16 protein-coding genes are annotated in these 13,786 nt (G+C 43.9%); 4 read left to right on the plus strand and 12 right to left on the minus strand.

The genetic code is table 11. The features are described 5' to 3' along the window. Position 1 precedes the first annotated feature (1 nt). Entirely contained in the window at positions 2-400 is a 399-nt protein-coding gene (locus AC6I8Y_RS08545) for a glycine zipper family protein (RefSeq protein ID WP_394154512.1), read from the plus strand. 253 nt (positions 401-653) lie between these two features. Here the strand turns inward: AC6I8Y_RS08545 and AC6I8Y_RS08550 are convergent, their stop codons facing one another. The 12 genes from AC6I8Y_RS08550 to AC6I8Y_RS08605 form a co-directional block, all read right to left on the minus strand. After that, complete coding sequence (locus tag AC6I8Y_RS08550) at positions 654-1,001, minus strand: SH3 domain-containing protein (protein WP_498019906.1); 348 nt, start codon at positions 999-1,001, stop codon at positions 654-656. 32 nt (positions 1,002-1,033) lie between these two features. Continuing rightward, positions 1,034-1,477, minus strand: a complete 444-nt coding sequence (locus AC6I8Y_RS08555; RefSeq protein ID WP_498021469.1) for a YtoQ family protein — start codon at positions 1,475-1,477, stop codon at positions 1,034-1,036. A 57-nt stretch (positions 1,478-1,534) separates the two neighbouring features. Next, positions 1,535-1,756: a VF530 family protein gene (locus AC6I8Y_RS08560; RefSeq protein WP_042472852.1), complete on the minus strand. Its 222-nt coding sequence runs from the start codon at positions 1,754-1,756 to the stop codon at positions 1,535-1,537. 76 nt (positions 1,757-1,832) lie between these two features. Next, the gene (locus tag AC6I8Y_RS08565) at positions 1,833-2,135 is read right to left on the minus strand and encodes a YnfA family protein (RefSeq protein WP_498021471.1); all 303 of its coding nucleotides are present in this window, start codon (positions 2,133-2,135) and stop codon (positions 1,833-1,835) included. A 52-nt stretch (positions 2,136-2,187) separates the two neighbouring features. Beyond that, the gene (locus AC6I8Y_RS08570; RefSeq protein ID WP_498021472.1) at positions 2,188-2,517 is read right to left on the minus strand and encodes a DUF4144 family protein; all 330 of its coding nucleotides are present in this window, start codon (positions 2,515-2,517) and stop codon (positions 2,188-2,190) included. Next, entirely contained in the window at positions 2,508-3,152 is a 645-nt protein-coding gene (locus AC6I8Y_RS08575; RefSeq protein WP_498019907.1) for an HD domain-containing protein, read from the minus strand. The genes AC6I8Y_RS08570 and AC6I8Y_RS08575 overlap by 10 nt, the downstream gene beginning before the upstream one ends. Positions 3,153-3,176: 24 nt before the next feature. After that, a complete protein-coding gene (locus tag AC6I8Y_RS08580; RefSeq protein ID WP_498019908.1) occupies positions 3,177-3,566 on the minus strand; it encodes an MAPEG family protein in 390 nt (129 codons plus the stop codon). A 44-nt stretch (positions 3,567-3,610) separates the two neighbouring features. Then, on the minus strand, positions 3,611-5,629 hold the full coding sequence (locus AC6I8Y_RS08585) for a carboxylesterase family protein (RefSeq protein ID WP_498019909.1): 2,019 nt from the start codon (positions 5,627-5,629) through the stop codon (positions 3,611-3,613). A 194-nt stretch (positions 5,630-5,823) separates the two neighbouring features. Next, a complete protein-coding gene (locus AC6I8Y_RS08590) occupies positions 5,824-7,488 on the minus strand; it encodes a cation:proton antiporter domain-containing protein (RefSeq protein ID WP_498019910.1) in 1,665 nt (554 codons plus the stop codon). Between the two features lie 3 nt (positions 7,489-7,491). Further along, complete coding sequence (locus tag AC6I8Y_RS08595) at positions 7,492-8,706, minus strand: BamA/TamA family outer membrane protein (RefSeq protein ID WP_252014544.1); 1,215 nt, start codon at positions 8,704-8,706, stop codon at positions 7,492-7,494. Between the two features lie 100 nt (positions 8,707-8,806). Then, a complete protein-coding gene (locus tag AC6I8Y_RS08600) occupies positions 8,807-9,979 on the minus strand; it encodes a patatin-like phospholipase family protein (RefSeq protein WP_498019911.1) in 1,173 nt (390 codons plus the stop codon). Between the two features lie 37 nt (positions 9,980-10,016). Beyond that, positions 10,017-11,597: a hypothetical protein gene (locus AC6I8Y_RS08605; protein WP_498019912.1), complete on the minus strand. Its 1,581-nt coding sequence runs from the start codon at positions 11,595-11,597 to the stop codon at positions 10,017-10,019. A 332-nt stretch (positions 11,598-11,929) separates the two neighbouring features. Between AC6I8Y_RS08605 and AC6I8Y_RS08610 the strand changes: the two genes are divergently transcribed. The 3 genes from AC6I8Y_RS08610 to AC6I8Y_RS08620 all read left to right on the plus strand — a co-directional run bounded on the left by AC6I8Y_RS08610 (position 11,930) and on the right by AC6I8Y_RS08620 (position 13,753). Further along, positions 11,930-12,859, plus strand: a complete 930-nt coding sequence (locus AC6I8Y_RS08610) for a LysR family transcriptional regulator (protein ID WP_394154489.1) — start codon at positions 11,930-11,932, stop codon at positions 12,857-12,859. A 124-nt stretch (positions 12,860-12,983) separates the two neighbouring features. Then, positions 12,984-13,418, plus strand: a complete 435-nt coding sequence (locus AC6I8Y_RS08615; protein ID WP_128649714.1) for a hypothetical protein — start codon at positions 12,984-12,986, stop codon at positions 13,416-13,418. A 47-nt stretch (positions 13,419-13,465) separates the two neighbouring features. Continuing rightward, positions 13,466-13,753, plus strand: a complete 288-nt coding sequence (locus AC6I8Y_RS08620; RefSeq protein WP_498019913.1) for a hypothetical protein — start codon at positions 13,466-13,468, stop codon at positions 13,751-13,753. The last annotated feature ends 33 nt before the right edge of the window (positions 13,754-13,786 follow it).

Below are 13,786 nucleotides of genomic sequence, written 5' to 3' on the forward strand. Positions count from 1 at the left end.
CATGAAAAAAGCCATTATTACAGCGACATTACTTTGCTTGAGCGGTGTCGCTAGCGCCAACATCATTATTGATACTAAAAATGTTGACCAAGAGCAGTACCACGCGGATATGTATGAATGTCAACAATATAGCGAGAACGTAGAGAGTGGACAGTCTAACTCTCTGGGCTCCGACATGTTGGGCTCAACCGCTAAAGGTGCGGCATTGGGTGCCGCTGGCGGTGCAATTTCCGGTGGAAGCGGTACTAAGGGCGCTCAAGTAGGTGCCGGAATTGGCTTGATTGGTGGCGCACTAAAACACGGCGCGGAAAAGAGACATCAAGCAGAAGAATATCAGGTGCAGAAAGACCAAGTTGTCCGTCACTGCATGCAAGGCCGTGGCTACTACGTACTAAACTGAATCGGTTCTTGTAGGATTGGATCCTTCAAACGCGATTGTGGAGATTCAGCACAACAAGATAGTATCTCTCCGTCAAGGCGTAATGCTCCTTGGTACTGTAATTGAACTCAAAAGGATTAACATGGCGTATGGGGAAACCCAGCTTTGGGAAGGGATTCCCAATTTTTTCTACTCTTCCACCAACCCTTTATAAATCACAAAGCTATCTAAATAACCCAAGCGGATATGGTTATAAGTTGATAGAAACGGTTAATCAAACTCGCGCAAGGTGATTTAAAGGCGACCAACCCATAACACCTTTGTCGCTTGATTTTTCGCACCAAATCCAACCATTAAGTTCAAACTCAGCAATCAATATCTCACCTACCGACAATGAGTGCTCCACAGCACGGTAGTCACTTTGAACTATTGCTGCGTCACTCTCTATCGTTAGTATCTGTTTAGGTACCCAGCCTTTTTTACCACTACCGAGACAAAGCACCCAATTTGGCCAATCGCCTTGCGGGTCAGATTCTTCAACGACTTTGAGTTGGTCACCTAGTGTAATGATGATAGGATCTTCGGGTATATCTGTATAATCCTTTACTACTATGTACTGCATACTTGCTCTTGCTTTAGATATGTTTAACGGTATTAAGAGATAACGTAAGCCAACAAATCAACAACTTGTTCCGATGTTGTCGCCCAAGCCTGTGCAGCACCATCGACCTCTTTCAGCGCGTGCACTAAAGTTTCATCATGTAGAGTGATGTAAGGCTTGCCCAGTGCCGCACAATAGCCAGCATCAAAGGCAGCATTCCACTGCTTATATTTGTCGCCAAAACGAATGATCGCTACGTCACATGCTTTGATAGCCGTTTGAATTCTAATCGCGTTTACTTTTGCGGATTTGTGGTCGCGCCAAAACTGTTGAGGCTCAGCGCCTAAACCATCGCCTGCAGCATCACTTGATTCATGATCAGTGTTGGCAGACGTAAAACTGATATCAAGATCCTTGGCTTTGCAGCCCTCGATGATCTGCTCTCGCCAATCGGTATGTATTTCACCTGATAGATATACTTTCAACACGCACTCCATTAACATATTGATTTTTTGACAGTTTACTCGTACCGCTTTGGCTGAGCAATGATTGAATTATCGACAGAAGGTATCGATATAGAGAGCCTCTACCTTGTCTCTCGCCCACTGAGTGCGGCGCAAGAATTTAAGAGAAGATTTGATAGAAGGGTTGTTGTAAAAACAATTGATCTGAATTTCCGCGTCTAAGCCTTCCCAACCATAGTGCTCTTGAAGGCGTACAAGGATTTTTTCTAGTGTCAGGCCGTGTAGTGGATTGTTTGGCTGCTCTTGACTCATGTCTTATACCTAAAATTTGTTCAACCCGCGCAGTGTACCAGATTAAGCATCCATCGACCTCTGGTTAATTGATCCGTCAGGCGCCTCTGGGTGCAAACATAATTATAGCCATGCCTAGCAACGCAACTAATGTGCCGACAATATCCCACGTAGTTGGTTTGATACCATCAACTAGCCAGAGCCAAAGGATGGCGACAAATATGTATACCCCGCCGTAAGCCGCATAAACTCTGCCTGCTGCCGTAGGGTGTAAAGAAAGTAACCACGCGAATAAACCAAGAAGGAACGCAGCTGGGACTAACAGCCAGATCGATTTTCCTTCTCTAAGCCACAAATAAGGCAAATAGCAGCCTAAAATCTCTGCCACAGCGGTCGTCATAAACAGACCAACAACTTTTATATCAACCAAAACCGTTTCCTGTCTAGTCCTTTTATTGGGCAGAATACAAAGCGTATATCGCTTCAGCTATCGAGTTGAACTGAATTTTAGTAAGGCATACTTGTGCCAATGAAAATTCATGAGCTTGAACAAGTAAAGTGACATCTTCAAGACTGAGAGTCTCATGTTTATATTCCAGTACCACTATGCCTCTAGAATCTGTCCTTACCCCATACACTTGTCCGTTAGAGTCAACCAAGATGTCTTCATCACTGTGAATAAGTGAATTAAGTTCGTCAGTTAAAGAAGTTTCCGACGCGATGTAAAGCAGTTCATCGTCACCTTCGAGTTTAAGGAGGCAGGGCCAGTTAATCAGGATAATATTTCATGTCTCAATTGAGCCAAAAACGAACGCATATACTCTACTCTCCTCTTAGCTTCTTCTCTTGCAGAAGCCGTTTGCATCATGCCAGGCAGTCGGAAGAGTTTGGTATGGTAATGGTCTATGGAGTATTTCTGATCTTCTGGGTGGCGCTTTTCACAAAATGGGTCTTCAGCACTGTATAGGGTTACACCTAATTGGGTACTTACCTGCAGACACCTTGCTATACCGATCGCACCAAGAGCATCAAGCCTGTCGGCATCTTGTACTACCTTAGCTTCGAGTGTTTTGGGAGTAATATTAGCGCTGTAACTATGCGCTAGGATACTGTGGTGTATTGCATCGAAATATTCAGACGGATAGCACAGTCCCTCAAGAAAGCTCAGTGCTTTGTCCGCAGCGATAGTCGAGCTCTTAGAGCGCTCTGGGTGATTTTTAGGAAATGAGAAACAATCATGAAGATAAGCAGCGGGTAACACGATCTCTAGCATTGCTCCTTCTGCCTTGCACAACTGTTTGGCAGTCTTTACTACACGATAGACATGATTCATGTCGTGAGCTAGATCTTGATTCATTTCTTTAGCAATAAAATTGATCATTGCTTCTTCATAGTCTTCACAGGAAAACATCGGCATTTTCTAATACTCAAAACTCACAGATTACATTGGCATAGAGTGCCATATAATCGCAAATGAACAACCTATAGCAACCGCCCAGGACACAGAACGCAACTTATCGACATCCAGCAAATACAAAACATGGTAGACAACTTGCGCCCCAATGTGAGCTAGGGCGAGATATTGTATCGTCTCAGATGTCGATTCAGTCACCAGAGCAACCAGAACTGCAGGTGTAAATACAATCAGCGACTCAAACGCATTTTGATGTGCTGCTAATGCCCTCGCCCCAAAACCGGTTAGACCGGTTTGCTGACTTCTTGGATGACGATTGTCGTAGCCACCAGCTTTATTCATCGCGATGGCCACGGGTATCTTAGCAATGTAAGGGAGAATCGTGGCGACGAGTAGACACCAGATTAGAGTGGTCATTAGGACATCCTTTTCCTATAAGATCATGTGTTTAGTATATCGAATTAATCAACTAAGTAGTAACCAATAAGGTTCTGTGTTTCAAGACCTTGTAGACGACCATCCTGGAGTAATTCATCTTTGCCAGTTTTCGTCATTCGATCCCAATCATACGTTGGACCGTCTGTCTCATTGCCATCAATAACCCAAACGCTGTCCGACCCTTTCTGGTACTGTTCTTTTTCGAACAGTTCATCGCTAAACCAAACGCGAGACATCTTACTCATCATGGCTTCATCTTGACTAGACACACTAAACGTTGTCCCATCTGAGCGCACGGCTTTGTTAAAAACGAAAGGAAGCTCTGAGCCAAAACATGGCGTTCCGAAACTACAGCTCAACGATTTAACCACTTGAATGAGATCGGTTTCTTTCTCATTAAATAAGTTACCTTTTGGTACTGAGTTAAAGCTACCACGATAGTTAAACTCATACATAGTCGCTTGAATTTGAGAATCATCAGCTGACGCGACCTTGGCTCGAATAGGGCCCGCAAACATCATATCGCTGGTCATTTGGTTAAACTGCTTCATGTTATCAAACGCACCGCTAAGCTCCTTTTCAGAGTTAGCCGCATAATCCTCAAAGCCAAGTAAGGTGCTTGTCTGATCAGTATTACCTAGACCATAGAACAGTGTATTTACAGCTTCGTAAGCGGTCTCCGGTAGAAGGTTGATGATGTCACCCAACTCTAACTGGGTGTTTACATCATTGCCATCAATACTCGCTAGCTCAGCTCGCAGCAATTCAACATTGTCATCTTCTGTTAACCAAGTAGCGATGACTTCGGGTGCTTGTGCCCCATTTTCTTCAGTCAAAAGATCTGGGTCATTGTTCATGATCAAATCCACTACCATAGGAATCAAGAAGGTAATGTCCGCCAGTGAACCAAACGCTCTCTCATCCGCAGCGTTATAACCTGCAACCGTTGGTACTGTAAGTTCAGTATCAAAAGGTTGAGATTTTAGGTGATAACCTTTGTCTGACCCAATCAGTTTTTTACGGTACTCAATGTAAGGCGCAAATGGCATCAACGTCGCTATTGGAGTCGCGTTTGAGCTGATTGGGTTTATTGTTGCAGCGCTAGTAACTACCCAATCCACAATCTTAGACGTTGCCTTAGACATTGATTGTTGCTTGTCCATAATTTCTTTCAGCGACATGTTCTCCATCTCAGAGACAGACGCGAAGGATTCAGCATTGCTGCTGCTTTTATATTCAAAGCCATATGGATTACTTTGCATGATTGCGCGCTGGAAATACTCGCCAGCAATAAACTCATCGCTGCTGTCTTGCTGCAGGATACCTATCGACATAGCGCCTGCGCCCTGCCCCATAACTGTTACGTTACCTGCATCACCGCCAAACTTATAAATATTGTTGTTAACCCACTCTAATGCGCGCTTTTGATCACCAATACCAAAGTTTCCGCCTTTGCTGTCATCTTTGTAAGTCGAGCCAAGTAAACCCAGACGGTAATTAAATGTGACTGCGATAAAAGGCTTTCCGTCGAGTTGTCCTTGAGCGACAACGTTGTCACCGTGAATGTGAGGATCCGAACCAGAGCCGTTTTCAAAGTTACCACCATGAATGAACACGTATACAGGTAAAACTTGATCTGCCACTAGGTTACTTGGTCGCCAAATATTAAGATTTAGGCAGTCTTCTGATTGACGAATTTCGGTTAACGCCGTTTGCGGACATACGGCACCAAACTCTGTGGCATAACCATCTTCTAGAGCAACCGTATCACTGTGATTAAAGCGAGTCGCTTCTGCATAAGGGATACCCTTAAAGCTCTCAATTCGAACCTTTTGTTGTGTACCCGCAGTATCGCGTACAACAACAGACTCGCTAGTGCCGACCAAAGTGACATCGCCAATTTCAGCTTCAACTGGATAGCTTAGACCTGGTTCTACAGGTTTAGGCTCGCTCGGTTTGGTTGTAGAGTTGTTGCTGCCGCCACAAGCAGCAAGCGCCAAAGGAATCGCTAGAGATAGAACAGTACGAACAGACTTACGCATAATTGACCTTACTTAATATCATTCTGAAAATCATTCGACAGAGGGACTATTTGTTCCTTCCCTCAGTTAAGTGCGGTCATTTTATAAGCAGGTGGAATTTGTCGTTAATCGCGTTTGAAGGACGCAATCATCACCAGCTTGGATGATGATGTGACGTATTATTTGTGTCCTAAATTACGCTCCTTTATTAGAGATTAATGGATTAGTTCTGTGCGCAACTCGTTCGCAATTTCCGTCACCCTGTGCTCCTCTACGCCAAAATCATTCAACAATTCACGTCCTTTGCTGAGGGTACTTTCTATATAGACGGAACTTGCATGATTGACGCCAAGATCTCTCAAAAACACCTCATCTAACCTTGAATTTGTTCTCGCGTAGACTTCCACATTTTTATACTTGCACAACACTTTAGCTATCTTTCTCAACCTAGATGACTCAGTAACTGAAATAAACGCCCCTTTTGCTAAACCCATTCCAGCGAGTTGCTGCGTTTTGGTTGATAAAATATCACCGAAGTGCGCATTGAGATTCAGTGACTTAGCGCGGCTGACACGGTCATAGTCCAAATCATAACCCACGTAACTGATACCCGCTTTTTCAGCCATCATACAAACGAGCCTACCTACCTCATCTAAACCGATGACAACAAGTTCGCAATTCGGTGAACCATCTTCATTCTGTCGCTCTTGCTTGGTTATTAGCGCGTCACAGATTTTCTTGCCAAACTCGTACAACCAAGGTGTCGCTATCATACTTAAACTAATCACAACAAAACCAATTGAGACCGTTTGTGGAGACAGAAGCTCAAAAGCTTGCGCGACGCCAAACAATACAAACGCAAACTCACCAACTTGAGCAAGGGCGAAAGCGGTTTTGGTTGCTACTAATTTGCCTTTGCGATCCAAGAGTGCGAGCCCGAAGAACACTGAGAACTTAATTAGGATGGCTGCGACCAGTAGTCCCAAGATCAGAATGGGGTGGCCGGCGATGATATTTGGGTCAATCGACATGCCTACCGCCAAGAAGAACAGAGACATTAAAATACCCTTTATCGGCGCAACAACCTCCTCCAGTATGTGTTTAAACTCCGAATCAGAGAGCAGCATACCCAGTAAGAAGACGCCTAAGGTTTCAGATAGCCCCGCTTGTTGTGAACACAAAACTGTCAGGAGGATGGCGCTTGCTAACATGAGTACAAAGGCCTCTTTACTTCGCAGTTTTGCACTCCATACGAGTAACTTGGGCAACACAAATCTTGCCAACAACACTATCAGGGTTATGACGCCTACAAACACTAAGCTTTTTTCGAGAAGCCCCACCTGAGCTTCGACTTTGCTATGGGCAAGAATGGGAATTACCCCCATAACCAGCACAATACTCATATCCTGCCCCATTAAGTTGGCAAAGATATTCTTCCCATGCGAAGTGCCCAATTCCCGTTTGTCGGCAAGCATACTCACCACTACCGCGGTCGATGACTGAGCGAGGATCAAGCCTAATACCAGACCGACTTCCCATGACATATCAAAAAGTACCGCAACAATGGTAAAGCATGCCCCCGTGAGCGCGACTTGACCCATGCCCTGAAGTAACAGCGTTTTACGCATGCTCCAGAGTTGTTTTGGGCGCATCTCAAGCCCCAGGGTAAACAGGAATAGCACCACACCAAAATCGGCAATGGATTGCAGTGTTTCGACATTATTCGACGCGACAAGCCCAGGTGTGTTCGGACCTAAAATCACACCCGCAATGATAAAACCCACTACCGAACCAATATTAAGCCTTACAGAAACTGCAACGCAGCAGCCAATGATCAGAAACGCTAATGCGGCCGTCATTAAGAAGCTATTCATATCCATGGTTTAGAACCCCGTGCCAACTTGAAAGTAAGCCGTACCTTGATCTTCACTAAATGCCACATCGACGCCCACATGGATACCGTAACGCCTCGCGATCTGGTAGCGAAAACCGACACCATAAGCATCGACCGTATCTTCAAACAGTTCATTATGTTCTTCTGCTGTTGAGCCAACGCCATAAAAAGCGTTGATGGTCCAACGATGGTTCAAATGCCACATCGCCTGAGCTTGTAATGTACTTACTTCATCACCTTGATATTTATATGCTGCTACACCACGCATATTGATATAAGGTTTTGCCAAAGGTGGTAGGTAACTTTCATCGGTGTTTAGAGAGCTATATGAACCGGCAAACGCCAAGGTTAAATGCTTGTTTACTGGCACGTATTGGTAAGCATCAACCTCAAACGTCGCGTAATCAAAATCGCTACCTAGGGCCGAGTCATAAACCAGATATTCTGCAACCACGGACGAGCCCTTAGTTGGAAAAAACAGATTGTTTCTCGTATCGTATTCGGCCACTAACCCCAAAGCGGATAGTGAGCTATCAAATTTTGCTCCGAGATTAGACATCTCTAGGTTACGATCATTGATATCCAACGAGAGAGAATCGATGGTGGTACTGAAGCTCGAATAGGTTTGCGACACCCCCAAAAACAGATCACTGTTTGGAACTCGAAACGATACACGCTGCTTCATCAAAAAGCCTTCACTTTCGGTTCCCATACCTAGGGTGCCAGAATAAGGGTCAATAAAGCCGGGTAAACCATCTCCCTGAAATCTTTTATAGACATCGATGTTGGCATGGCCATAACCTGCTCCACCGATATAACGAATACTGTCTTCATTCCAAGTATGTCGGTGGCCAATGAGTGCCATCCAGGTACCATTGTCGGTATACGCACCACCAGCCACGGTAATCGCTGGAGCCAGTAGTTGTGCACCCCCATCGAGTGATGTCAATGCATGCTGCTTGCGCTTTTCGCGTTCATCGTCTGATTCGTGAAGGAACATACCAAGCATACCGCCCCCCACACCAATTGCAGGTTCGGTAATCACAATGGGAACTGGCAAAAAACCATAGGCATTGTTCGCCAGGTAATCGCCCATATCCAGATATCCGTCTTGCGGATCAATCATCGCACTACTGAAAGGACTGGCAAAAATGGAAAATGCAAATAGTGCTGCTGTCGAAGAAGATGTATTGATTTTAATCATGGGAAAATCGCCAAATAAAAAAGACCCGATTAATACCGCTCAAACTGTTCCCGTCTGGTATTAATCGAGCCAAAATTGAAGTGTTGTTATTTTTTGTCCGCTAAGGTGCTTCTGTTACCCACAAGGTTTCCCCTTGTGCTTTGCGGTAGCCATAGTTGTAAAGGTTGTTCATGTATTCAGCATCAAACATCTTTTTGCCTTTTTTATGAGCTTTAAACGATGTATCCACATAGGTAAACGCGATGTCATAATCATTGCGCTCACTCATATAAAGCATGCGATACATGTCTCCACGCGTTTGTTGAAGCGTCAGGTTGCTAATACTACGCGACAACAGATCCATGCCTTTGTCTTTTACTTGCTTGTAACCTGGTTCAAGCGTACCGTTTCGAATTACGTGAACTTGAGGTGGCTGTTCTAAACCCATAGCCTCACTCAACTGGCCGTAGTCAAAGTTTGATGGATCAAAGAACATTTGGAACGTTAGACCACCATCAACATGCAACTCCTCGAGCGTTTCGCCTTCGTACTCCACATTAATGAACTGTGGAGGAAACACTCCTGGTATCGAAGCACTAGCTGCCAAGATTTGGTGAATTAACTCAGTCTTGTTCGGTAAATCACTTGCAGCAATTTGACCTAAGTTCCAAGTAATCTGCTTACCCGAGTCGAAGTGAGTCGTGCCAATGAATAGGCGCTTACCCAAGCGATGCTGCTCTGCGATCTTTGCAATCATGTCATCGCCGTAGGTCGTTTCCATCAGCTCGAACAAGCTTTTGCCGTTAGTAAAGGCATCTTTAAAAATCGTATTCAGAAAGTTCTTTTTGCCCAAAACTTCTCGATCATCAAGGCTTAGCATTACGTCACGAAGTTTATGAATATCTTCACCGCCAGTGAAAACAAACGGCGCAATAAGCGCACCAGCACTAACGCCGGTGACAATCGAATAATCTGGAAGCTTACCCGCATCATAAAGGCCATTAATTACACCAGCACCAAACGCTCCATTAGCACCACCGCCTGATAGCGCGAGAATATTCATTCGCTCTCCGCTCACGGTAATTGATGATGGGTGGTATTTGCTCTCTAATAAAAACTCTGGGCCTTCGTTACCCCAAAATCGATAAGGTTCTTCACCTTTAAATTGCTCTGAGTGCTGAAGGTTAACCTCGGTGTAATTCTCTTTTGTTACTCGGTCTTCTAAAGCATGCTGTGAAGAGCAGGCGCTCAAAACCAGTGCTAGAAGCACAATCGAATATTTTTTAGTTGTCATTGCGATATCTCTTAAATAAACGTTGGTCTAGGCTCGATTAGAAACGGTAACCGAGGTTAACTGTGAATGAATCACGGGTCTCACCTTTGTTGTAAAGGAAAGTCATGTTGTAGTGTTTACCGATCTGCTTGTTGAAACCGACCATGTATGCCCATTTGTTTAGGTTTACACCTACGTCATATTCAATGCTTGTATCCAATCCAAGGGCAGGTCCCAAATCACCAGTCATACTCGGTTTTAAGGCTTGGTATTCCGCACCTACAAAAAATTGAGCACGCCAGTCTGCAAATTGGTAGCCCAGCATTGGCTGAGCGGTGACTATGCCATCACCCCAGTCGGCGGTAGAGCCTTTTAGGCGAGTCTTTGAGTAACTTGCTGTAACTGAAGCAAATAATTGCTTATACCCCATAGACAACGTTGTACCAACACCTATCAAGTCATACTGAAGTTTGACCGGTACGCTAAAATTGATTGGGTCAAATCCAATTGGACCAATATTGATTGGTTGTGTTTGCGCATCCACAATCGCATCTACATCAATTTGACCGACATAACCAAACACATTCCAGAAAGGTAAGATATTCACATCACCACGGACGGTATATGACTCAGCCGTCACGTGAGCAATCGTATTTTCTGGGTTAACAATACCTTCTAACGGCACGCCACCAATGTTGAAATCTCTAAAATTAAAATCCATATCCTGACGTCGGTACGCTGCAGAAATACCAAATGGAAGCGGCACATCAATGCCTTGACGGCGAACCATATCAGCCATCAGTGGAAAAGTTCGGTCCAGCTTTACGTACTCTTCACGCATTCGCGGATCAGACACTTCTGAAAGCAAAGGCTGGTCTTGAACGACAGCACCAAGGTCTTCATCGTAATAAACGACCGGTGTTAGCTCGATCTCTAGGCTAAGGTCTTTCTTCTTTTTCTTGCCTTCAGCAGTGATGATCTTTTTGTTTACCACTACACGACCATTTGGAAGGTTGTCGAAAAATGTAACCTGCTTGTAGGTTTCAATCGCATTGTCACCCTGATTAAAAGGCGAGTTGTTAGTGACAATTAACGATACAGGCTGGCCATCAGAAAGTAGTAGTTTGCCTCGCATGAAACGAAAGTACGCAATATCTTGAGGCAAAGTATATTTTGAGTAATTAAACTCGATCTCAAGATCGCCATTATCTAATTCAGTAACAACCACAGAGTTTTTATCATACATCTCCGCGTACTGACGTAACTTATACTCAGCCTTAGTGATGTTCTCAATATTCTCGATAAGATCCGTATTCTCATCAACCTTAGAAGGGTCATATTTAATACGCAGGTCGATGTTGCCTTTCGTATCTGTTGTCTGTACCAAATACACTTCATTATCAACGCGAACACCGTCTAATACTTCGGTTTTACGAGCATGCTCAACAACATGGTCGCCTTGAAGCATTGAACTAATCGCAAGCTTTGGTAGATATTTTGGTACGCCATACTGCTCTAGAATATCGACTTCGCTATTATCTACTGTTGAAGCTTGCTCTGCGGCAAAGGCATTCGTTGTAATAGCAAGAGGCAGTAATAACATCGCAGTAGCGCGAGAAAGTGTTTTTAGCTTTAGCATTGTGAATAACCTAGTTCGGCGGGTCCAAGTCTATAAACCGTCGCCAGTATTCAGATTGCGTGTGTAACTCCTTGTTTTCACGGGAACGGTTGAGCGGCTTAATACCAGAGGCACAAAAAGATAACTAAACTGCGTGCTAAATTTTCTGGGCTTGCTGTCTCAACGAGGAGAATTATTAACCAGATTTGAATATTCAATTAATCGCGTTTGAAGGACCCAACCCTCACATCTATACTGAAACAAACAATTACAATATTATCGGTGGTTTACACATCTATTCTCTTGATTCAGATGCTAATCTCCACCGGCACAACAACTAGATTGAGATGTATATGAACTTCAGCATTGAACAACTACAGAGTTTCGTTGCGGTGTACGAACAGGGATCGTTCAGCAAAGCAGCTCAGGCGCTCGACAAGCACAGAACCACAATTGGACAAGTAATCAGTAACTTAGAAGATGAGTTGGCGGTTGAACTCTTTGAACGAGTGGGAAGAACTGCGCAACCAACAGAAGATGCGACGCTTCTTTATAGATATGCCAAACAAGTCATTGAGCAAGCCCGCTCTTTTGATATGCTCGCTCTGAGCTTGTCCTACGGCGAACTGGAATCGATAACAATTGCTTACAACAGTTTTCTTCCTCCGCGCGCAATAAGTCACGTCCGCAGAAAATTGCTCGAGTTGCACCCAAATATGAAGGTCAACTTTATCATTCGCAACCGGATCGACATTTTAGAAGGAATAAAAGAAGACACGATACAATTTGGGCTCATAAATATAGACGACCGCTCTCTCATGAGTAGCATAGACTCTACTCTGGTCAACAACATTACCTTTAGTGTTTTCGTGTCAAAAGACCATGAGGTCCTCAAATTGCCGGAGGAACAGCGCTGGTCGTCGCTAAAATCTCAAAAGCAAATCGTCATCAAAAGTATGATTGAAGATAATATGGAAAATAAAACCATATCTTCATCAGATTATGAAGTGGTCGATCAATTATCACTAGCGCTGGAGTTGGTTCGCGACAACGTCGGTTGGGGATTACTTCCTAGATTGGTAACTTATACTGACTATAATGCTGACGACCTCGTAGAAGTTGAACTCTCTGTGATGAAAGAAAAGTTTAGAGTTCCGATGGCTGTTTGTTCACCACACTCTAAACACCTTCGAACTTTACATTCGGAAATCGTTAGTACTCTTGTGTCTTATGTAGAGAAGGTTAACAAAGAGGCACTCGAAAAATATGGAAAGTCTAATTAGGATTTCGCAAGACAGTTAAGAGCCCTCATTAGAGGGTTCTATCCTTCAAACGCGATTAAACGTTTCAATTCTCTACCGTTAATATCCTCTCCAACGAAACAACACACCCCTTCGAGAGGACAACATGAAAAAACTACTAATCCCTGCAATGATCGCTGCCGTTTCTGCAACTGCATTTGCTCAGCCACACCAATCTCACGAAACTAACCTAGATATTATCAACCACCAAATGAGTCAACTTCAACAAATTGACAGCACTGTAGATATGTATGTCGTTACTGATGAAACACCAAATTTTGAATATGTGACATATACAGGCACGCTAGCACAAGACTTCAAAGAAGTTTATATCACCCGTGAAGAAGCAAAAGAAATGGGCCTTGAGCAAACTAAAAAGTTTCACGTTTACAGCGCAATGAACCCTAACCAGCTATCAAAAAACATCGCGAAACACATTGAGCGCGATGCACCAAAATACTTCTCTGTTGATTTTTACCAAAATATGGTTGGTAACTCAGACATGGTTGAGTATGTAGCAAAAGTTATCGAGTACAAATAATCGATATATAGCTGTAGCCCCGCTAAAGCGGGGTTATCCGACCCAAAATGAATACTCAATTTTATACAAAACTCTTCATTATTTTGGCGATTGGATTTCCTTTGTCGGTCTACGCTGGCAGCGATGCCGCCTGGCGTATCCATGCACCTTTAAAAGATTGGTATATCAAAGACAAGCTTAGGTACTGCACATATCAAAGCGGGGACACTCGATTCTACATAGTTCAGCGCAGCGCAGAGCCTTGTGATAAAGAAGCGGTTGGTGACATCGAGCCACCTAAACAGGTCAAAAAACCATCACTAAAGGTCCCTAGAAAGTGGACTGACATCCAATAATTCATCGAACGTTGAATGGATTCAACCTTAATA

Source organism: Vibrio sp. KUL78, assembly GCF_059725505.1.